The sequence below is a fragment of the Bacteroides sp. OM05-10AA genome (genome assembly GCF_003439055.1).
Taxonomy (GTDB): domain Bacteria; phylum Bacteroidota; class Bacteroidia; order Bacteroidales; family Bacteroidaceae; genus Bacteroides; species Bacteroides intestinigallinarum.
Genome location: NZ_QSUR01000023.1, coordinates 87292 through 111398, shown reverse-complemented (window position 1 = coordinate 111398; position 24107 = coordinate 87292). Strand labels below are relative to the sequence as shown.

General features: G+C 37.8%; 12 protein-coding genes. All 12 read right to left on the bottom strand.

Translation table 11 applies throughout. The annotated features are described in order from the left end of the window. Positions 1 to 338 precede the first annotated feature (338 nt). The 12 genes from DXB58_RS17855 to DXB58_RS17800 all read right to left on the bottom strand — a co-directional run bounded on the left by DXB58_RS17855 (position 339) and on the right by DXB58_RS17800 (position 24103). Positions 339 to 2510 carry an alkaline phosphatase family protein gene (locus DXB58_RS17855; RefSeq protein ID WP_122137751.1) on the bottom strand — a complete coding sequence of 724 codons (2172 nt, stop codon included), beginning with the start codon at positions 2508 to 2510 and terminating at the stop codon, positions 339 to 341. 5 nt (positions 2511 to 2515) lie between these two features. After that, positions 2516 to 5008 (bottom strand): M60 family peptidase N-terminal accessory domain-containing protein, encoded by a 2493-nt coding sequence (locus DXB58_RS17850; RefSeq protein WP_122137733.1) that lies wholly within the window; start codon positions 5006 to 5008, stop codon positions 2516 to 2518. 19 nt (positions 5009 to 5027) lie between these two features. Further along, positions 5028 to 7013, bottom strand: a complete 1986-nt coding sequence (locus DXB58_RS17845; protein ID WP_233527318.1) for a LamG-like jellyroll fold domain-containing protein — start codon at positions 7011 to 7013, stop codon at positions 5028 to 5030. Continuing rightward, a complete protein-coding gene (locus DXB58_RS17840) occupies positions 7010 to 8863 on the bottom strand; it encodes a DUF5008 domain-containing protein (protein WP_122137732.1) in 1854 nt (617 codons plus the stop codon). Before DXB58_RS17840 ends, DXB58_RS17845 begins: the two co-directional genes overlap by 4 nt. After that, the gene (locus DXB58_RS17835) at positions 8863 to 9630 is read right to left on the bottom strand and encodes a fasciclin domain-containing protein (RefSeq protein ID WP_122137731.1); all 768 of its coding nucleotides are present in this window, start codon (positions 9628 to 9630) and stop codon (positions 8863 to 8865) included. Before DXB58_RS17835 ends, DXB58_RS17840 begins: the two co-directional genes overlap by 1 nt. 36 nt (positions 9631 to 9666) lie before the next feature. After that, positions 9667 to 11193: a RagB/SusD family nutrient uptake outer membrane protein gene (locus DXB58_RS17830; protein ID WP_122137730.1), complete on the bottom strand. Its 1527-nt coding sequence runs from the start codon at positions 11191 to 11193 to the stop codon at positions 9667 to 9669. Between the two features lie 23 nt (positions 11194 to 11216). Then, complete coding sequence (locus DXB58_RS17825; RefSeq protein WP_122137729.1) at positions 11217 to 14438, bottom strand: SusC/RagA family TonB-linked outer membrane protein; 3222 nt, start codon at positions 14436 to 14438, stop codon at positions 11217 to 11219. 18 nt (positions 14439 to 14456) lie between these two features. Further along, positions 14457 to 15530, bottom strand: coding sequence for a DUF5007 domain-containing protein (locus DXB58_RS17820; protein WP_122137728.1), 1074 nt, complete (start codon positions 15528 to 15530; stop codon positions 14457 to 14459). Then, positions 15520 to 16386, bottom strand: a complete 867-nt coding sequence (locus DXB58_RS17815) for a hypothetical protein (RefSeq protein ID WP_122137749.1) — start codon at positions 16384 to 16386, stop codon at positions 15520 to 15522. The genes DXB58_RS17820 and DXB58_RS17815 overlap by 11 nt, the downstream gene beginning before the upstream one ends. Before the next feature lie 17 nt (positions 16387 to 16403). Beyond that, on the bottom strand, positions 16404 to 17990 hold the full coding sequence (locus DXB58_RS17810; protein WP_122137727.1) for a RagB/SusD family nutrient uptake outer membrane protein: 1587 nt from the start codon (positions 17988 to 17990) through the stop codon (positions 16404 to 16406). Positions 17991 to 18009: 19 nt separating this feature from the next. After that, positions 18010 to 20994 carry a SusC/RagA family TonB-linked outer membrane protein gene (locus DXB58_RS17805; protein WP_122137726.1) on the bottom strand — a complete coding sequence of 995 codons (2985 nt, stop codon included), beginning with the start codon at positions 20992 to 20994 and terminating at the stop codon, positions 18010 to 18012. Positions 20995 to 21244: 250 nt separating this feature from the next. Then, on the bottom strand, positions 21245 to 24103 hold the full coding sequence (locus tag DXB58_RS17800; RefSeq protein WP_122137725.1) for an MG2 domain-containing protein: 2859 nt from the start codon (positions 24101 to 24103) through the stop codon (positions 21245 to 21247). Positions 24104 to 24107 lie beyond the last annotated feature (4 nt).

Genomic DNA, 24107 nt, shown 5'->3' with positions numbered 1-24107 from the left:
GTTGGAGAGGGAGGTATGAAAGTAGAAGATTTTCTAAGTATCAACCCTGTTAAGTTATTTAAATGAAAGAGTGATGAAACCTCTCCTCCTTCACCCGCTTTCCCTTTCTGGATAAGGATTCCAGTAAAAAGGTGAAGGAGGTACTAAAAGGCACTTTTCATTTGTAACTCCAATTTACGTATTAATACTATCTATCTTATATTACCCTAATTATTCGCATATACATTTCCTGCCCTATACACTTTCAATTATTTCTAGATTCAAGAAGTAATATATGTATAAAACAAAGGGTATCTCGCAAGACACCCTTATCAAACTTATCCTATTAAAAAAAATACTTATTTGTCATAATCGCGCCATTCCAAATCTTTCGTATAATCACCTAAGAACATTCCGCGCCATACGACTTTTTTACTTTCGGCCTCATACGAGCTAGCTACACCATCCAATTTAGAGGTTTTAAATTTCTGATCTCGTGTAGTTTCGGTTGGAAAAGAAACTCCCATCCATTCCAAAACAGCAGGCACTGGTAACACACTTTCCATCATTCTTCCATCAGTCAACATCGTCTGATATAGCGTATTAGGCATAGTCATATACCGTAATATATCACCTTCCTCTTTTTTAATATTGGTATAATAACTCTTACCATCGGCACCTACTATTTTCTTCCGCAAGCGAATACCCTCCGTCGGTATATCTCTATATTCATATTCAACCACTTCCTTACCATCTTCTCCTATTGATCGATTCTTCACAAAACGTTTCTTCACAGTCTTTATCTGATTGACTACGATTGAGTCATCCTGTATGTATAAACCATTATCTCCCTTATAGAATTGCCAATAGCCAATAAGATGCTGGTAATTAGGATCAGAAGAAGTCAACTTCAATTTATTGCTATAATTTACAACCTCCTCTGGTGCAAACTCTTTATTCCAAATACGAATTTCAAGAATATAACGGCATGAGTTTCTCATTCCACCATTAATCTCCAAATTTGTATTATCTGTAAAATATTGCTTTTCCCAGTCGACCTCTTTCTCTATAATGGTACCAGATGGCGTTTTCTTTATCCCGTCATAATAATTATACAAAGCAAGTTTTCCTCTCCGCTTGAAAATAGACTTTGTATATGGAGGAGTTATATTCCCCCATTGATCACCACCCACATAATTACCATTTTGGTCATATTCATTACCAGCCTCTTCCTTCTTCTCGATATATGCCTCTGAATTATAAAGTCTAATAGTAGAAGTCAACGTATGAACCATAGGATTCAGAAAATTAGCTGCTCCGTTTTGTGACATGGTTCCATCACTTTGTCCAAAAAAGGAAGCTGCTCCAGATGTATAAGTATGGTCTAACTTTACATACCAATTTCCTTTCTTAAGAATATTTATCCCATCCTGATTCCAGGGAACATAACTATGGCTATTAGAAGGTCTTGCCGCCATTATGAATTCAACAGTCATTCCACCATCTAATGAATCAGGTGAATAAATCTGGCGCATAGTCGCAATATCTTTCAAGTCTGGAGTACGAGTTATGGAATCAATAACTGTTCCATAAAATGACTGGTCAAAACACAAGACATCTTCTATTACTCCTGGATTCATCTCTTTCGACTGTGTAAAGTGATCATAATAAAAAACACCAAACATATTTCGTTCTTCCAAAGACATCCCTCCATAAGTACCATTAGCTGTTCCGCCATGATTAGAAGTGACAACTACCAACCAATCTTCGTAATAATAATTCGGACGTGCTCTAACAGCATCCAGCAACTGACCTATATAATCATCCATCTTCGACATAGCTTCCACATAAGCGGTATTTCCTGTATTCCATCCTCCTCCACTCACTGCAGCATCTAAAACACTTCGAAAAGAAAGATAAATTACCCGGTTATTTTCTTCATCAATATTTTGCAAAGCTTTACTCAATGTTTCCTCATCCGAAGTAGAGGTGATTGTAACGCTTGCTTCATCCAATAATTTATCATTCAGCGTTTTCCATGGCGTAATAGCTAATGTTTTCATTGATTTGTTATAATCAGTAATATACTGAAAAAAGCCAGGATAAGCCTTCAATGATTCATCAAAATCCGGATCAAACACTTGTTCCGACTGATAAGTATTATCCGACATTCCGTGTCTCAATGGTATATTGCCGGTCAACATTGAAGCAGATGCAATTGCATTTTCCGCTGTAGATGTATAGTTCTCTCCTTCCACATGCTCCGCTTCCATCCCATTCCAAGAATAACGACTGTGAGGAAGCATCCCCTTTATTGTTCCATTCTCGGGAAAAGCATTTTTTGCCAAATCTCCTCCTCCAGCACCATCGAGATTAATCCAAAGCACATACTTTTCAATAGAGGCACGGCTTGCTGTTTTGCCTTCCTCTTCCACTTCCATAGGCGTATCATATTTGGTACATGCAGTCAGTATACTTCCCAATACCATTACTACCAAGAAGCCACATTTCCATATCTGTTGTGTTTTCATATTTATCAATCCTCCTTAAAATAAAACGTTCCAAACTCTGCAATCTTCTGTATACGGTTCAGGTATTTGTTAGCAAATTCCGGACGGTTAGGTTTTTCATCAACCGGAAAATTTGCGGGACGGTCTTTTGCCACGTGACTATCTGTATCCATAATTAGACGGATTCCTGTCACCCCGCTCTGTCTTGCAAACTCTACATAGAATGTATTACGCCGATCCGGCCAAAACTGCTGCCCATTAACTTTACCTCCTTTCGGATCATCTTTTGAATCATAGACGCGTCTCCACTGAATATCTTTAATATTGGTATACAACGTATCTATATCATCATAACTCAACTGATCATTCGTTACCTCTACCATAATATGTTGAGGGTGAAAATCATATTTCTGATAATCCTTCACATCACCATTATAAATAGATGCTTCGGAATTATAATCACCAAACGCCACATAAACTCCATCTATATCTATTCCCACATTTCCTGGCTGAACCACTAGAGAATAAGGGTAATCAGGAGTCTTTGCTCCATAATATAACTTGTCTACTTTAAAAGCATATTTCTGCTCTCCATCAAACCACTTTACATCTGTATAAGGATCGTGATAAGAGGACCAGAGTGTACTAGGATCATTATCAAAAAGATTATAAGGTGAACAATACGCTTCATTATATTTATCAGGATTATCCTCCAAATTAGTCAAATGCTTGTTTCCAAAGAAATTATAGCTGTAATTTTTTGCCTTCAAATTGTCTTCTTCACCCGAATAAGCAACTACGGCCCAGTCAGAACGTAAATGCAGGTACGGATATTTCCCAGACAATGTTTGAAATGCCTTTCCATCAAATACTGCAGTTTCATTCTTCTTTAACGGATTATAATCCCATATACGTTTTTCCACATGCTTATACTTGGCAGCTTCTACACGCTGTGCATCTCCTACCATAATTCCCCAACGATCGAATAATTGAGAAAAGTCGCGTTCAAAATAAGTAGTCAAACAAGTTAGCATAGCATCCTGCATATTCAATCTTCGAGAGGCAGGCAATAGTTCACTTTGTTTTTTTAAAAAGCGATTGAGATAACCGAAGTACTTCCAACCATCTTTATCTGCATCAACTTGCTCATAACTCAATATGGCAGAAAAAAAAGAGAGTACAGCAGGCCAAGTCTGTGCACTTCCATAATCAGATTCCACAGATCCCCCCACATTCTTATTAAATATTTTACAACTATCAGCATTTGCAAAAGCCGCTAAATTTGTAAAGGCTGATGAAAGCAATTGATAAGAAGTACTAGCCATAACATTGGTTCCTTGTTTCTTACCTGAAAACAAATTAGAGGTATTTGTCTCTCCCCACCAACCATTTTTATATAGAAAATAATAATTAGGCATCAGTAAATACATATTCTTGAAATCTGACAAAGTAGTTGAAGGAAAATAAGTTGGGATATACATATCTGTCTGTATCCATCCCATAATGTGACAAATATTTATAGCATTCTGCTTAATCAGTTCGGGATCAGTAATAGCGTCAATCACCTCTTCAGAAGAGAGTAATTCCACATTTGTTGTACTGTAATATGAGAAACGTTCAGTCAATAAGTGCACATCCATCACCTCCCTGAACGGAAATCCTAATACAGGGAAGTCAGGATAGTTCTCTATATCTTCTCCGTCAAGCCCATAAAACTCGTTGTAACAAAGCATCCAATCGTTCCACAATCGAAGAGCCTCATCCATTTGAGCTACAAAGGTCTTACCCTGCTGTAATTTCTGCTTCATGTACTTCACGGGGACAGAAAAAGCCATCTGCTCTCCCCGCAATTCAATCCATGGTACTGTTGTCTCATTTATTTTCTGTATCCATTCGTCCGCATCAGTTTCTCCCTGTATATAATCAGGAGCTGCATATGCACCTTTTACTTTCACGGAAATCGTAGGAGCATCAGAATTGTTAGCTCCTGTACGCTTGATCCAAATATATCCACCGTAAGGATTACGAATCTCATTGGTCCCCTGAAACAATGGCATAGCTGATGTTATTTTTGCATCACGTTCCAAATAAGCTGTTCCTACTAAAGAAGAAAGATCACGTGTATGAACCCCTATCTGCACAATCAGCCCTTTCACATCATCATCCAACGTCAATGTTATTTTTTCACCTGCTCCTGCATACAATCCGGTACTATAAATAGCTGGTGCCACTGCTTTCAGGTTTACCTTATCCGACGCAACCGAATTGCGGGACAAATCTATATTCACAATAGCCTCATCAAGTCGTTTCTCCTTCAATGTATCCACTAATCCTGGAAAAGCACGTGCACGATCATAATGGCTGACATCAATACCTCCTCCTTCGTAATAATCACCTCCCGTTTCAGACACGTAATCATCCGTATTAGAGACAATTCCCTCAAAGTCTTTATCTTCGCACGCTATCGCTCCCCACACAAGTCCTATGGTCAGAAGCATATAAACTATCTTATCTTTCATTTTCTGTAAAATTTAAGCATTAATTGTTTTCATCCGAAAGTTGAGTATAAGTTAACTTCCAGGCCTTTCCTTCCATATTCCAATCCCATCGCACTGTCTTTCCAAGCCAAGAAAATATCTGACGAGAAACGTCTACCGTATTAAATGTTTTACTATAATATGTTATATCTGACTCGGGAATAGGATGCATACCTGAAGATACCTCACTACCCGATGTCCATGCATTAGCTACACCACGGTCTATAACAAAATCATCAGAATCATCATTTTCCTTATTATCTTTGGCATAATTCTTCATAATCGGTTCTAACTGATCTTCCTCTAAATCACAGGGCCAATATCCTACCAAGTTATCCCAAAGAGGATACGCATCCGCCAATTTATGAAGTTGATTCTTTCCGGCATATAATTCCACCTCTTCTGCAGTCAAAGCTTTATTGTAAATCTGGAGATTCGATACATACATATAATTCTTTGATTGCTGCCCTTTTGTATTCCTTTGAGTATTTTGAGAATCCCTGTTTTCTGTTCCTCCGATACGTAATGGCGCTTGTTTGGATGTTGCCAAACTAGGAGTCGCAGCATACCATTTTACCATATTAGCATTTGTCTGGCTACTAGAATTATTTAATTTTCCATCTAAATATATGGTCAACAATGTATTCACCTTTTTCTTGGGATCTGGTTCCAGCGTCAGTGTAACCACATGCCACTCTCTCCAATCAAGATCAAGAACGTTTTCGTTTTGAGTCTGGAATATTGCTCTTTTATCCCCAAAGCCAAAACAAATACGTCTATTACTATTATCTTGATTAAAATGAAAAAACCATCCATTAGCTTCCTTGTTATCTTCATTCATATCAGTACTCTTAGACATAATAACATATTTCTGGGATCCCAATGTACTAGCTCTCAAGAAAAACTGAATTGTAATAGGGGCTATTTCTTTTGTCGTTGGGTCAAAGACAAACTCTCCCATTTCCAAATTTCCCAATCGTGCTGATTCCGCATACGTTGTAGGATTCGGATATCGGTTATCATATGAATAAGCAGGAGTATAGAAAGTATAAGCTAACGCAGAATTACCCGGAGTGACCTGTACTGTGGATTCCAGATTAGGATTATACATCAATGTGAACGTATTTCTTGTTCTGTCGTCGTAATGGGTAGCAGGGGATTCCATAGATGAACAACTCCCTCCATAATTAGAGGTTACTATAATCAGCCATCTTTCTCGGGTATAGCCGGGACGCTCTTTCAACGCATTCCAAAATTCTCCGATATAGCTATCCAATTTTCCAATAGCATTCGAAACATCCTCTGTCGGATCTCCATTATCCTTATAAAAAATTCCATCAGCCGCATCGACTACCCCTTTGAATTGTGCAACAACCAAATCGGATGTTTGCGGTAATTGCAGTTCTTCCAAAACATGTTCTTTAACAGCCTCATCCCCTCCTACTAATTCAGGAGCGTTCATATCATCCGAACTAAAAGCCGCATGAAACCGATTACTGGCTGCGTACATACTAACAGAAGCACCAGCATCTACCAGTTTTGACAAAAAGTTATCTACTGTTCCGGCCTGTTCTAATTGCGTTTCTGTCTTTATGCCATGTGCTGTATTGCCTGTCATTAAATTAGCCCATCCACGTGCTCCTGTCATTTGTTCATCATTGACCAATTTATTGGTTCCATCCGCCAATCCATAATCAGTATACATCGCATGAGCAATCATTGTTTTCAGATTGGGAGTTTTATCAGCATTTCTAGCAGACTGCACCGAGCGTCCGGCGGCACCATCCATCACTATAAGCAGTACATGTCCCGAGTCATAATTGGAACCTGATGCCGGGTAATTGTAGCGCAACGAATCTTCCATCGTGCCGTCACAACTCACGGCAGCCAATAACAACATTCCCGTCATACACCTACATACCACTTTTCTTATTGTTTTGTAGTTCATTGTTTCCATCTTGTTTCTCTTCGTTTTAAGGTTACTCATTCATACGTATTTACCACATTCTTCACATCCACTTTCAACATCACAATATTATTCATTCGTTTACCATCAAAAGAAGTAAAGTCACCAGTCAACAATAGCCCGTTGGCATAATCTGATGTCAAGGAATATTGTGCATCATACAATTCACCATAGAATCTGCCAGGCACATTAAATTCTTGAATGGCATTACCTTTCATATCCAAAATCAAAAATCCCTGACGAGTAATTCCTGCATATTTATTAAATGTCCCGGAAATAACAAGATGTGGTTTATGTATGTCGGAATAAGGAGTCAAATCGACTATTTTTGCAAAATTAGGTCTTCCACCTTCCATTTTTTTCAATTCAAATTCCATATCAAAAGTACCATCTACATTTAATACAGCTAATCCAGGAACCGATTTTCCATTGAAAGTAGTAAAACCACCTACAATAACAATACGTTCTTGCGGTATTCCTTCTTCATCAGTGTAAGACGTGTAAGTTATCTTAGTTATCTCTCCATCAGCACCAGCGCCAACATTTGCACTAAAAACATCATCCACTACTCCATTCTTATCTAACTTTACAATATTATTTGCAGTTTTACCATCAAATGCAGTCAAATCACCAACAATAATGATTGACTCATCATTTGTCATACATGCATCCTTTATTTCTCCATTCGCTCCTGGCAATGCTTCCTCCGGAGTGACAATACTTCGGCGATACCCCAAATCCAAAGTTCCGTATTCATCCATCCTCATCACTGATTTAATCGCTGTATATATCTCTGCAGGTATAATGGCTTTACCGTCTGTGCTACAAGTCGTATTTTCATAGTCTATATGTACATGCCATCTGGAATTAGTAACAGCTATTATTTTTCCATCTGTTGTACTGAAAGCACGTATAATTCCATTTAACATATCTGTACCTCCATTGAAAACCGGAATATTTATCTCTTTCATATTACCATCAGGATCCGGGAATTTTCTTTTCTCCGTCATAACCGTCATATCATTATTCACTAAAAGCACATTCCTAAAACTAAACCCATCCAACGTTACTGAAGACCACCTTTCATAATCATTGAACCAACCATATAACAATGCTTTAGGTGATTCCTTATCTGCTTTCCAAGAATCCATACCACTTAACTTAGCAGAATAAGAAGAAATCGTATTTCCATCATCAACATATATACGCCAATATATCCCATATTTAAGCGCAAACTTATTAGCTGTACCAAAATTTATCAGGCCCTTCTCATTATTAACCATCAAAAGTCCTGCATACGAGCTATTTTTACTTTGCTCGAAATCACCACACAAATAAAATTCTGTAGTTTGTTGGGTATTACCCGACCAAGGTACACAAGCAAAAATAGAACCGTGACTCGGACCAGTCTTATAAAACTCAAAACCCTGATCGACAGATACACTACCTGATACATTAAAATAAGGTCCGTAAAAGATCTGATTTTCCAAAACTAAATAAGTTGTTCCCGAACTTACATTTTCCGGTATAATAATGGTCAAGGTAGAATCAGTAGCAGCCGCAATTTCACACTGCTCATCGGATATATAAAACTCAAAATCGAATTTATTTTCAGCTTTATGAGAGTATTTAGCCAATCCAGCAGCTTTAAAGGTAACCTCCGCACCTGGTCCAGCAGTCTCTGGATCAGGCGTTTCCGAGAGCAACTTCACAGTTAGTGGTTCACGCCCGCCCGAATAAGGATTTTCTTTGATAGAATCTTCTTCGTCAGCATTACAACTGGCTACGGCCAATGACAAAGCAATCATACACAGTATCCCTATTGCTTTGCGCAGCTGCTCTCTGTTATTATCGCAATATCTTTTATTCATTATTCTTCATCTTTTAGTAAGTGTTCTTCATCTTCTTCTTTACCAACAGTCATCCGGTTCTTGTCTGGATAATCAATACCAGCCTCAAGTGCTTTTCTGTACAAGGCTGAGATACTAAATCCAAGGTAATGATCAAGCCTGATAACATGAACGATACCGTTATGAGGTTCTATATTACAAGATGACACATAAGCATATTCCGGATACCCAAAATCTTGATAGGCGTACATAATCTGTCTATAGCCTGCATATTTAATTCCATTCGCATCACCATAGCAAACTCCCATCGTCATCTTATAACTTTTATCATAAGTAAGATTAGTCTGTCCCGGATGCATGCTTATTGCTGTAGTATCTATCTGTGCAATATCATTCAATCGGTATTTACCCTCCATCACATACATACCGATAAGATCTTCCCAAACCTCGGATTTTACTTGTGAAAGGTCCGTGATCTGATCTTTCCCTTCATAATTATACAAATAATAGTTTAGACGATTAACGCTCTTATCAATGGAGAAATCTGTAGGAGCAAAAAAAGTAACCTCTTCATTACTCAAGATATCGTTCCATTTCGTCAATTTGATTACTTTTACCAAATCCTCAAACAAGTCGGGGCGAGACTCCAGATACTGCATTACATTTCCATCGAAATAAGGGTTACTAATTCCTCCGTCTACCAAGTAATCATCATTATTACAACTACTCATCAAAAGAGTAAGTAGTAATATGCATATTCCATAAACCGTTTTTCTTATATTTTTCATGACCTTCGTATTATATTTGCTCTTTTATCATAGTCATTATTCCCAATAAATATTCTTAGACATATAAGGATTATTATCCAGTGCACCTTTATAGATTGGCCATGTCCAAGAACCTTGTCGCAAATTTGCCATCGTCTCACGATGTCCGCTATCATCAGAGAACACTGCAAAAGAAGCATCTGCTATTTTCATTGTTCGTACCAGATCATAAAAATACTGCCCTTCTCCTAACAATTCGCGTACACGTTCCCAGTAAATAGAGGCATCCAAATCATCTTCCATTGTAAAATCAGGAGCTCCTGCCCGTTGTCTGATACGGTTAACCTCTTGTAATGCTTTCTCCACTTCTCCCAAATTATTGAGTGCTTCTGCATATAGTAAGATTACATCAGCAAGACGAAAAACAATATAATTACCCGCATTCGGGATAGTGCTGGATTTATATTCATCTGCATTTAACAACTTAATAATTTCTATCGGACGAATACTTGAACTTCCACCTGTTTCCTCTTCACGATATAAATAATTGAACCAATATTCCTTTCTCAAATCCTTTGTCTCTTTCGGATAAAGTTGGGTTAGAAAGGCCTCGCTGTATGCAAATTCTGGTTTCGTCTGGTTTCGGACTTCATACACAACCTTCGTACACCACATATTATCTGTATTAAATATTTCGCCCATTGTAATATTCTGTGCTATTTCAAACAATCCCTCATTAGAGTCTCCCCTAAACACATTGGACATCTGTTCCATTGGCTGCAAGGAATAATATGTACCATCAATCCACGAATCGATTTCAGCCAAGCGCTTCACTTCACTATAATATGTATGAGCATTGTCTGCATCGAAAAAAGCCAGCCACATATTGATGTGCATCATTAATGCCAATACAGAACCACGATTAGCACGCCAACTCCCATTTCCATTTCGCCAACGCAGAATTTTTCCTTCCGGATCATTATCTAGAAATGTTTGCAAATCTACCAGACAGTTCTTAAGTACCACAGACTTATCAGTACGAGGTAATGGATTGGCAAAATAGGCTTCCGTATAATAGGGAACATCACCAAACATACGCACCATAAAAAAATAAGCCAAACTGCGTAAAAAACAACATTCCGCCCGATACAGTTCCACCTCTTCTCCTGATAGTCCCTGAATATTGGTAATTTCTTCCATCATGATATTGGCACCTTGCACAACTCTATACATGTTCTTCCAGTTATAAATAGCTCCACAGTCCTTCGAACTACCCTCTTCTTTACTATCCTTTACTCCCTTATAATCTTTCATATTGTTCTGAATCAAATACAGATAATTTTTTGTACTCTGCCCTGTAATAGGAGCACAACGTACATCTCCAGAATAAAGGAAAAAACCGCATGATGTAGTAGCCGTACGCAAACTTTGATATATACTAAGCATAAAAGCTTCAGCATTAGCCGGCGATCCACTCCAAAATTTATCTCCCGGCATCTTATCTTCATCATCCGTATCCAATTTGCATCCGCAAAACGTGGATGTAAAAATCAAAAGCAAACCTATTGATATATATTTTAACATAACCTTCTTTTTTATATTACTAATTATAAATTCAATGTCACACCGACTGTCCATGTACGAGGATTAGGATATCCTCCGGAGTTGTCCCGTCCTAAACCTGTCACATTCTCAGGGCTAATGCCCGAGTATTTGGAGAAAGTCCAAATGTTATTGACAGATGCCTTCAACGTAACACCACTTACCCGGAAAAAGCTTAACCACTCTTTAGGGAAACGATATGAAAAAGATACCGTATTCAGTTTGAAATAAGATCCGTCTTCTACGAAAAGAGTTTGCTCCTCTCTAAAAGGATCAATAATCTTATTATGGATATAATTATATGGATTAGGATATTGGGCATTATAACGGTTATCTTCTGTCCAAAAATTATATCGTTCTATAGGAGCAAGTGCCGCATTACTGCGCAAATCACTTATATTTTTCTTTACAGGGCTACTATATGATTCAAAAGTTCTTGCTAACACAGTATTGATAATATCACGTCCAAACACAAACGAAGTATTTACGTGCATACTGAATTCTTTATAACTCAAATTAAAATAAAATCCTCCAGTTACTTTAGGACGGGCATTGGCAGCTACTACACGATCTTTCTCATCAATAACGTAGTCACCGTTGACATCTACCCAAATGGGGTCACCCGCTTTGAAATAAGCTTCTTCTGTATTATTTCGACCGATTTTAAGTCGCTTACCTGTCACCGGATTGACTGGTACATCCTCATCTGTAGCATATACTCCCTTATTTATATAAAGCAACATGGAAGTTGTGTTAGCTCCTAACCGGTTAGCAACCCATGCATCATTATTTAAAATCTGGCGGGCTTCATTTGGCAACTTAGTGATAACATCTCTATTGATTGCGAAATTTAGTCCGCAAGTGAGATTCCATTTACTACGTAGAGGAAGAGGCCTTCCGGTCAATGCTACTTCCAAGCCATAGTTGACCAAACTTACTTCCGTACTTCGCATCTTATCAAATCCTGAATGATCGGGTAAATAAATATCACTCAATTGATTGTCTACTTGTTTATAGTAGGCATCAAGAGTTGCCCCCAATCGTCCATTGAATAATGAAAATCCATAACCCAAATTCCATGTAGTAGTTGTAATAGGATCCAATTGTGCATTGGGAAGCTTTGCAAAATCAATGGGGATATAAGACTGTCCATTATAAGTATTTTCAGCCTTGATATCGTATGTACCCCATACATCATAACGAGTGGCTTTATATTTCACTACCTGCCCCCAAGTTAGACGAATATTCATATTATCCAACCAACTTTCAAAGGGACGCATAAAATCTTCATAACCAATATTCCAGCGAAGTCCGATTCCGGGATTAAAATTCCATTTCGTTTTAGTACCATATACCGAACTAAGTTCCGGGCTAATAGAAGGCTCGACAATGTATTTATCTCCACCTGCCTTAAAGCTTTGTTTAGTTTTAATCTTGATACTCGGATTAAAAATCAACGAGAAAGTACTCTGATTCTCACTAACTGTAGCTTTTCCACTTGATTTACCATGTCCGACAGGACCAACAATATAATCATTGGGCAATCCGGTAAAAGTTATCGAATTACCTGTAGCTGTTCTTGAATCATAACGGATACCCGCAGTCAAATCTAAACCGATATACTTCAAATCAAAAGAGCGACTAGCATGGGTACTTACATAAATCTTTGAAGTATTGCTGCTATAATTATAGGCAATGGCCTGATAACCATTATTGGCTAGAATAGCAGGCGTAAACTTCTCCTGTTCACTCGCATCATATGAATAATTAAAAATACCTTTCCATTGTATCTTAAACGGAAGTTTATATCCCAGATTCACAGTAGCCGAATATCCGGATTTCACTGTTGAATTCGTAATGCCGAAGACCTGTAAAGCATCCATAGAGGCCGAATAAAGTGAAGGTGGAGGAAGCAATGAAGAAGCGTTTGCTGCACTAGCAACTCCAGATTGTGACACAGCATTCCCACTACCGGTACTATTGTCGGTGAAACTGACCTTCATGTCCACACCAATAGTAAACTTAGAGTTAGGTGATCTATAGTTCATGTTTCCAGTCAGAGCATAGCGATCGAAATCTGTATTTTTTACGATACCTTTTTCTGTATAATAGTTACCATTGATTTTATAATTGAACAAATCGCTTCCTCCCATAAAACTCAAGTTATGAGAGTGATTATAAGTAACCCGATAGAACTGTTCCTGCCAATCGGTATTATTATTAAAATAAGGGTTTAAACTATCAGAGACAGACGGCATGAACATAATATCCTGATAACCGTGATATATTTGCGACGTATCATTATTCAATATCTGCCATCGCAGAATATTCCGTTCTGCATTACCAATAGCCACTTCACGTAAACTGGGTGGTGTAGAAACCGTAAAGTTACCGGAATAGGTTACTTTGGGTTTGGATGAATTTCCTTTTTTAGTTGTTATCAAAATTACTCCATAAGCCCCTTTTGAGCCATAAAGTGATGTAGCAGCCGCATCTTTCAATATCTGTATATTATCGATATCTTCCAATGCAATAGTAGAAAGCGGACTCACGCCTGAACCACTAATCAATCCTTCGGAGTTGTAATCACTTACATCATCCTGCGGAATATCATCAACCACGAATAAAGGAGCAGAAGAAGCCAAGTCCCATCCGGTTTCCTTATCACCCACAACCGAAATATCCGAAATACCACGAATATTGAATGTCCCCTGTGCTCCTGGTAATCCGTTATTCAACTGGACCTCCATACCAGCTACACGTCCTTGTAATAAACTCATCACATTGGAAACTGGTGTTTGTGCTAATTCATCCGCCTTGATTACCGTATGAGCTGAAGTTGCATTAGCCTTACTTACCTTACGATTACCTATAATAACAGTTTCCTCAATTTCATTGACATTTTCTTCCAAAAAAATACTAATGCCAGAAGCAGCTTTCCGCACCTTATATACAGTAGGTTTATATGACACATAGCTGAATACTAAATCGGAACCGACTGGAACCTTAATAGAGAAAGCTCCTTCCAAATCAGAAGCTGTACCGGCAATTCTTTTTTTAGTCTTAGCGTCCTGACATATTATATTTACACCCGGAAATGTTTCTGTCTCTCCTATAGCTTTGTCATATACCGTTCCGCTGATAGTAACCTTTTCCGGCTGCTGCGCTACAGAATCCGCAACTATGGAAAACAGAAAAAACAAAAGTAAAGTATATCTATTTTTCATTATTATTCGCATTTAAGATTAATTGTTGATCTTAGCGTCTCCCAACATAGGCATCCCTTTGGAAAAATGAATAAACATGTCCCAATGTGCCTCTTTATAAATGGCAAACTCAAAAATAAAGTACCCTCTACGGCGAGTACCATATTTAGACATGTAACTCGTTGTAAACGTAACTCGTGCCTTTTCTCCTTTATCATCCGTGTAATTACTCTTTCCTGTAAACAATGGAAGCGGATAGGCCATATCATATACAACTTCTTTTTCATTTATATCCTTCAAAAAACCTGCCTGAAACAGATTATTCCATGAAGTCTCATTAAAACAGCGCGGGTCAATAACATTCCAAGATGGGTCATAGAAAGAAATGGAAAGCGAAGTCCCCTCTCCTGCATCCTTATTTTCTCTGAAATAAATATGGATATCAGCAGGTTTAATTATATAGGATATGGAAGAAGAACTGTTCTTATTCTCATAAGTCATTAACGAAGTAGAAGGTGACACAAACTCTGAAACAGGTAAACCTGTTTCAGAATCGTAAATAGAAGGTTCGAAGTCTACTTCCCGTTTAGGCATAAGCCGCATTCTTTTTATCGTTTTAAAGCCGCCCGAGTTGGCAATCTCCATATTAAAAATATACCCTGAATCGGGTTGACAACGTAGAATACCAGAATTCGCTTCTCCCCACATTACTATTTCTCCACTATGCTTAATTACATCGAATAACCGACGATATTCTGTTCCACGTTTAGCATTGATTTCCTCTATAGTTTTCTCCGTCCCCAGATATGGCTTTTTCCATACCCGCACCGGGTAATATTCCTCCAGTTCAGGAGCCGGTGTTCCATCATTATGCTTTATATCCGTAATGGAAAAAGTCAAAGGTAATGTAGAGTTGCCTGTATTGCAGATGTCTGTATAATATACAGTATGCCCCATTACAGGATCGAAAGATGTTCGTGTAAAATTGACATCCCGATCAAAAGCATCTTTCTCCTCTGGTAAATACTTGTCAATACAGCTTGCATTTATTATCAATAATGAACACAGTAAACCGTTCCACCCTAATTTATATATCTTTCTTCTATTTTTCATGACCTACATTTCTAAAATACTGAATAAATCGTCCAAATCCGAATTCGTGTTGCGGAAGCAAAACATGGATAATACCATTCTTTGCATATATGTCAGTCCACAACATTTTAGCGGACTCCCATTTTTCTTTCTCTAGTGTATTACGCATATCATAAATAGTAAGATCTTTCAGACCTCCGCCAACAAACCCGCTAGCAGGCAACCGCTGACAAGCAAGATTCATCCGGTAATTATGTAAACCTTGTATAATCTTTCCCTCCACATAAGAAAATCCGGAAAGTGTTTCTGTATCGTAAATGCCTGGTGTCATATAACGGCAAACCAACGAATCTAACCCATCCTTATAGATATAACTATCTGTCCATTTTTTCTCCGGATTCTTTTCATCTCTTCTCTCTATATCTTTACGATAGTTTAGCAACTTATTTAATGTTAGCTCTCCGGCAGCATATTTTTCCAACTCCGGAGTTTCTTCAGAGAAATCATCGGAATCTATCATCAATTCGTTCAACCGACGATAACGATTCAATTCTTGCAAAGCATACCGAAAACAAGAATCCGGAATCGCCATGAAAGTATACTGTCCAGCCTCATCTTGCAAACATCGTTTTAACTCGGAAAATTTCAATACCACCGGGCAGTCCGGTTCTTCATAATTCATTAAAAGCATCAATGAATCATAAGTCACTCCCAAATTAAGGTCGCCATGCTGTAAATATTCATAAATAGTACCATCAAATCTAGTCAGGCCTTGCGGCTGTAATCCTGAAATATCAGCATCTACCACAGAAGTATCCATACACGAAGAAAGTAACATTACCCCCCATCCACATACAATAGTTAATAACCTGTTCATAGTATTTTGTATTTTCATCATTTCCAATATTCATTTTGTGTAATGGAAGGATTCTCTCTAATCACCTCTTCTGCTATAGGCCAATAAATACCTCCTTCATTAATCAACTTTATCATCGCATCATCATCTCCAACAGTCCGCGCTTCACGAATGCGGTCAAACCAACGATGTCCCTCCCCCATTAGTTCTCTACGACGCTCACGAAAGATTTCTTTTAACAATGCTTTCGCATCTCCTTTCAAATCTTTCAAATAAGACAAATTTCGCAAGTTACGAACTCCACGAAGCTCATTCAGACAATTTATTGCATCCTCCGAACGATTTAACATCACTAAAGCTTCGGCACGCAATAGCAAAATATCTTCTAAACGAGACCAAATGATAAACGAAGTAAAAACGCCCAAATCACCTGTATTATCTTTCCCTTCACGTACAACATTTATTTTTGAAAATATAGGATATTCTCTGGAAAGTCCTGTTACATAGTTAGAGTAATACTTCATCGGCTTCGACAACTCGTCATATCCGAAACGATTGTCTGTCGTGAATTGGCTCATAAACAGATTCTTTAAGGTATCTATCGGCACGTAAATCTCCGGTAACTGCTTTCTTATAATTGGTTCTGCTAACGTCCATGACTCCAAATGACCATCCGTTCCTGTTTCGTTTGCATTATCCGTACCATATCTATAACCAAAAGTAACCAAACGGGCAGCCTTATAATCATTACTATACTCCTGACTGAAAATTCCTGTCGGACTAACTAAATTGGCAATAGTGACATAATCAGGAGAGCCTTTAATATAAGTATCTATATTCTTGATCACATATGCAGTATATGCTTCTGCATCTACATAATTGGCTTTCCAAGCTTCCACATAAGCTAGCATAGCATACACAGAAAGACGATTAATAAGTAATCCTCGCCATGCACTAGTATCACCATCATAATACTTATCTGATGAAGATCCTAACTGCAAGGGTAGTAACTTAGCCACTGCCAGCAACTCACCCTCCACATAATTCAATACAATTTGTGCATCTGTTCGTTTCATTTCTGGAAACGAACCATTGTCATAAGACTGGGTAATCAACGGAACATCTCCCCACATCTGTATCATATAAAAATAGGCTAATGCCCTAAGAGCACGCACCTGCGCTACATCATATATATAGTTGGTTTCAGAATAAGCATCATCCTTATCCATCACTTTACCAGCATTCTCTATGAAAACACAGGAAGCATTAATCACTCTATAAAACCGATTCCAATTGGATATCTGGCGAATATTCTCATAAGGAGCATCTAAACGATTGTCGCGAATAGCTTGCAAATCATCACGCATCCGTACAGAAAAATCACCTAAACGTAAATCACCGGCTGCCCAAAAAGTATTGTTTTCTCCTAACGCTGTGCGCATCAACCCATAAACACCGAACAAAGCAGCACGAGTATCCGTCAGCGAATTCCATTGTTGCTCTTGAGTAGCTACATGGAAAAATGCATCATCATTCTCCAACAAATCACTACATGACGAGAAGAACAGAACAGCAACAAGCGCTAATGGTTTTATCTTTTTTCTGATCCACAATATCTGATTCATATATAATTAATGTATTAGATTAGAAATTAAACTTCATTCCTACGATAACCGAACGAGAAAGTGGCTGACCATATCCTCTGTAATAACCATCCATATCTATCAACTCCGGATCATCACCGCTAAAACTGGTAAGGGTGAGTAAATTATTGCCAGTCACATAGAAATAGATATTTTCCAACTTATTTTTGGATACGACTTTTTTCTTTCCACCTCCTTTATAAGCCTTTTTTCTGATAGGCAATGTATATCCTAATGTTACTGAGCGTAATTTCAAATAAGAAAGTTTCTCCAAAAACAAGTCTTGCTCTGCACGATAAGGAGTCAAACCGCTCATTTGATTGTATAAAGGATAATCATCCTTGTCATACGTACTTTGCCAGAAAAATATTTCACGCAGACCTTCAAGTGATGGTGTGTTCTCCAATGCAAGGAAATTATAACGTTGCGAGGAACGATAATTAATAGCATCATGTCCTAATGCAAAGAAAAGATTAATACCCAAGTCAAACTGACCTAGTCTGAAATTATTAACCAAACTTCCAGTTACGGGCGGTAGACTATGCCCTTTTAATATTTTATCATTTTCATTGATTTGGTTATCATTGTTCTGATCTTTCCATTTTGGATCATTCTTTGTAAATGCAATAGCCCCCATAGCAAGTTTCTTGCCATTATGTACCGGAACCTCGGCATCAGAAGCATAAATTCCTTCATTTTGATAGAGCCAGAATTGATCAATGGCATGTCCCACTTTTAGCTTACGATTACCTATAACTAATTCTTTCAAATTTTCTGGCAATTGCAATAATTCATTCTTATTGTAAGCCAAGGAGAATGAAGCATCCCATGAGAAACCTTTAGTATTTTCAAAAGGTTTACCGGATAGAGTCATTTCCACTCCTGAATTACGAACTTTCATTCCATTGGCATACCTATATTTATATCCAAATTCTTCATTTACAGGAATAGTTGTAATCAAATCACAATCTGTATTATTATAATATTCTATGTCCAGAGAAAGACGTTTGTTGAAAAAAGAGGTATTCAAACCTATGTTCCATTTATCCGAATAAGGCCATCCCAACCCATAACCAACCCAAGCTGTATTATAAGGGCGCGCTATCGTAGCATATCCATAATAGGAAGACATAACTGGTTGCCCGATACCGGTTAACTCTTCTCCCGTATATTGCGGTCCTGCAGCAAATCTGTTATTATCCTGATAACGTCCTATCCTGGCCCATGAACCACGTATCGCCAAATCAGATAGCTGTTTAATATCTTTCAATAACAGATCTTTCAAATTTAAACTTACACTAGCTGCCGGAGTAAATAACCAACGACTATCTTTCTGTACATTAGATGAACCATCAGCACGAAGCACAAGCTGGGCATCAAGCAGATTTCTATACCGATAGTCAATCGAAAACAATGTACTTACCATATTATTTTGCATTTTATCGACATATCGCTTCGTCTGCTTGAAACCACCGCCACTGGTAGTCGGTTTAGTATCATCATCTCCATCATAACCTTGCGTATAGTTATAATGCTGTACACTTTTCATTATAATTTCTTGCAAGCCCACTTTAAAAAAATGGCTTTTCCAAAAATCAAACTTATAATCAGCAGATGACTGCCAGATCAACCGACGGTTATATCCGGAATAATTGGATACATAATTCACTGATTCCATCAAATCCATAGGCCAGAAGACATGACGTACATTGGTATTATAGTCTAACATCAAACGAGTATCTACATATAATCCACGCCAATTATAATTCACTCCCAAATAACCATTCAATAAATTGTTTAAGTTGTCATTCTTCTTATATTCCTCATAAACATCAAGATAAGAGCGATAGATAGAAGTAACAGGAGAAAGAGGAGTTGTCAAATCCGGTAAATACTCGATCTCTGCATAGCGATCACGCAAATTACGATTACCATCACGAGAGATACGTGAAAGATTAATCAGACAGGAAACTCCCAATTGCTCCATAAGCTTCATGTTCAAGGCAAAATTAGCAGTCAACTTATTAAACTTCGTTTCATCAGCTACCCCATTATTACCTGTATAACCCAGCATGAATATATAATTTGAAAAGCTACCACCGCTTCCCATGGAAGCACTAAAATTATAAAGAGGTGACATACTATAATAATCATCTGCCCATCCCGGCTCTCCAAAAAAATTCATATCACGGACATCTTGTATCCATGCTGGCATTTTGTTCAAATAAGCAGCACGTTGCTCCTTAGTGGTACAATAATCAGTAAAACGCATACGAAAAGCATAATCGTTGGCTGCATTTGTCATTTTCACATCTGACGGAGGGATGGCGATACCTCCATTAGCACGAACAAACATATTACTACCACCATAATAACCATCTTTCATGTTAACTAGAATCGCCCCATTAGCAGCAAGTGGTCCTAACTTCGCTAAGCGAGCCGCATCTTTTATTACTTCAATAGACTCCACATTATCCAGATTCAAACCGGACAATATATTAGTGGCCGTACCAATGGGATTTACTTCTGTCGATTTAATACCATATACAAAGGCGTCATTTGTTAATAGTGGGATGCCGTTAAGATAAACAACAGGTTGTGCAGAAGACATATCTCCTTTAGAAAAAACAGGAGAAGACAATCCACGAATCAACATATTCTGAATACTTCCCGGCTCACCTGTTGTTTCCTGTACATATACTCCAGGCAATGTACCTTTTAGGTATTGTTGTACAGAGATATAAGGAGAACATGACAACCGCCATAAATCAAGCGTGTCTTTAGAAGCGTAAACTACAGCATTTTCCTTCAAGGCATGTGCTGCACGAATAGAATCATACTCCTCTATTACTTTCCCGTTATTTTCATCCGGGGAAATACTATCATTCAGAAGAAAAAGGTGTCCACCACTTCGGACTGCCCTTATTTCATTTCCAAATCCCAACAAAGCTACAATAGCACAAAAACGAATTATTGCATTTCTCATCTGTTGATTAGATTTTAAAAGATATTATAAATTCAATTACCCAAACATTATATAATGAAAGCTCGATGCCACAAAGGAAAGTAAAATCCCATCAAACTATGTCCCACATTTGGTTCAAAAAGGTCTAAATTCAGACCTAATTACGGTTCAGATACCTCCAGAATGGCATATTACCAAAAATCATTCAGAAAGGTATAAATATAGTTCAAGCCATTACTGCAAGAATTACACTCATACCTTTTTCTTTCTTCTAATCTGATGGCATTAATGCTTTTATGATATGAACCAGTTCTCCATTTTCCGCTATACCTTCTATATTTAGGAAATAATTACCAGGTTGGTCAGAAGTATAAAAAGAGAAAGTTGCATTACCTTGCTCATCTGTCACTAATCTCGGACTCCAATAAAGAGTAGTACGCAAATCAGGTATTTCACCGTTTTTTTCAGCAGTCGTATCATATTTAGGTGAATAAAACTCTACTGGCTGTTGATAGCCCAAAGGATAGAATGTAGTATTCCGCATGTTCCGTTGCTGGATACCATCATAATATTTCGACCACCACCCCAAACAACGTGAATCAAAGTTATCCTTTGTAGTTACATTTAAAACTGCAATCTTTTTCTGGTTAAGGGGTATACGACAATAAGCCTGACACAAATCACGACCTGTATTTAAATAAAATTTTTCGCTCCACTTCAATGTCCCCTGCAACAAAGCGTTCGCCCGATTCCGATCAACATCTTTGACTAACACCATATTCTCCACATCACCTGGAGTGATCCAATTGACCAATATATCCGGCTTACAGAAATTATCATCAACAAACAACAATATCTGTTGGTCTCCATAATAAACCATATCTTCAACCAATTGAGAGGATCGGGAAGAATTACTTTCTACTGCATCTGACTCATATCCATTAAGCAACGATGTATCACGCACCGCTAATGTTTCGTCTGCCTTCAACCGAGTCTGCATAACATCTGCATCTTCAGCCAATGTAGAAATAGTCAGACCTTGAGATTTCAATAATGTACGCATATCTTTATAACGTACTATTTCTCTATCCGTAAACTTACTATAATCACGACTCCCCCATATCGGTGCCCTGACAATGACATCCTGCAACATAAAATGCAAATTATCCAAACGAGTAATCATCTCCATATCCTCTTTCTGTACATTGCATATAGAATCATCTTCTAACGGACTTTGGGGATAAAGAGGAATATTTTGAGGATACTCTCTATCAAAAAGTTCGATTTTTCCAGTCTCCTTCGCTTTCACTTGCACTGCGTTAATATGAAATCCACTGCCATCGACATAGGCTATACTATCGAAACAAAAGTAGCCATTCTTATCAGTTGAAGTAATTCGCTGGAAACCTTTCAAACTACCCGTACCAGAAATTGAAACAAGATGTTCATTACTTGATTTTATCAAAACCCCTCCAGCACTCACTGTACGTCCCTGTACTGCCATTTCACTATGTTTTTCCAAAATTGGTGTTTCATATTTTCCTTGAATAATTTCCGGTAACTTATATCGTCTCCAGCCTTGTGTCAACATTAGCAGATCTAAACTATTTCGAGCTATTGCACTTCCTTGTTTAAAATAAAATCCGGGGGACTGTATAGACCCCTTTAATTCAGAAGTCAATAACAGATGAGAAAGAATATTATAGCATGAATCTACTGGTGCAAATTTGCTATCGACTACTGATACTGAATAGATTCCTCTCAAAGGTCGTTGATCGGCATCTAAAAGATTGGTATTTATTGAAACTGCTTCCCGCTTCTGTGTAAGAGTACCATTAATTGTCAGATTACAAATAGTAGGAAGATAAGAATCTGAAAATGCAAGACGTTCACTTAACACCTTTCCATCTTTGTTTAACAGCAAAAACTGTACAACACCAGCTGGAAAATGTTGCTTGGGAAACAAATATTTTTTTTGAGGTTCTTTCCATTCCTCTGATGCAACAACAATTCCACGAACATGAGCCACTAAATAAAGAGGTTCCAAAGGTACTTCATCCACAGATAATAAAGAAACTCTGAAATTCTCCCGTTGTACGTCAACTCTCAATCCATACAATGCTCTCATATCAACAGAAGGTAACTTAAACTCTTTTCTCCGCCCAAATTCATCCACACATTTTGCTATATAAGACTTACCTGTTTCCGGAGTTAGAATAAACGATCCCATTCCTTCATGAAATGTACGAGTAGAAGTAACGACCTCTCCAGACTCATCCACAATATCTAATTGTACATCTGCTGCATTTCCTGTACAGCCCATCACTTTAAAAGCAATACGACAGGCTTGTCCGGCCAATAAGTATCCGCCTTCAGGATAAAATGTCATATCATAATCTTCATTTCGGGTAGAAATCGGCAGATACCGGCGATAGACATTATCATCTTTATCCTTCATTGACAAAAGCCATGATGTATTGCCTTTCCAATCTTTTTTACCCCATTCTACCATAAATCCATTTTTCATTTCCAACAGTTTCAATGAAATGTTCGACTGTCTATTAACCGACATAGTTGCCTGACTAAGAGACATAAGGGTATCACTGACAGTAAACTTAAAAGTCAAATCTGAAGACTTACTATTATTCTGCACAAGAGACTTCATCTTCACTTTATTCCATGAAACAGTCACTATCCGAATAGGACGTCTAAAAATACATTCACTTCCATTTTTCAACATATAACGGGAATAAGCACGCAACGTATAATCTCCATCAGGCAATTCACGAGCCAAGGATAGATAACCATGATAAACCCCATTGTCAGGACGTATCAATGCCCGAGAAACAATAGAATCCAAAGGACTTACTAATTCTACATATATATACTTGTCATATAAAGGTCTATGTAATGTAGCATCTACAATATAAGACCGAAACCACAAAGTATCCCCTGCCATATAGATGCCTTTATCAGTATGTAAATAAACTTTCTCTTGTGGAAATATACTTAATTGAGTTACGAAACGATTAGTCAATGAATCTTTATTAAACTTTTCAGTTTGTCCATACCCCTTCATTGTTCCTGTTACAAACAGGAATAATATTAATAGAATACAAATTTTCCTCATAATA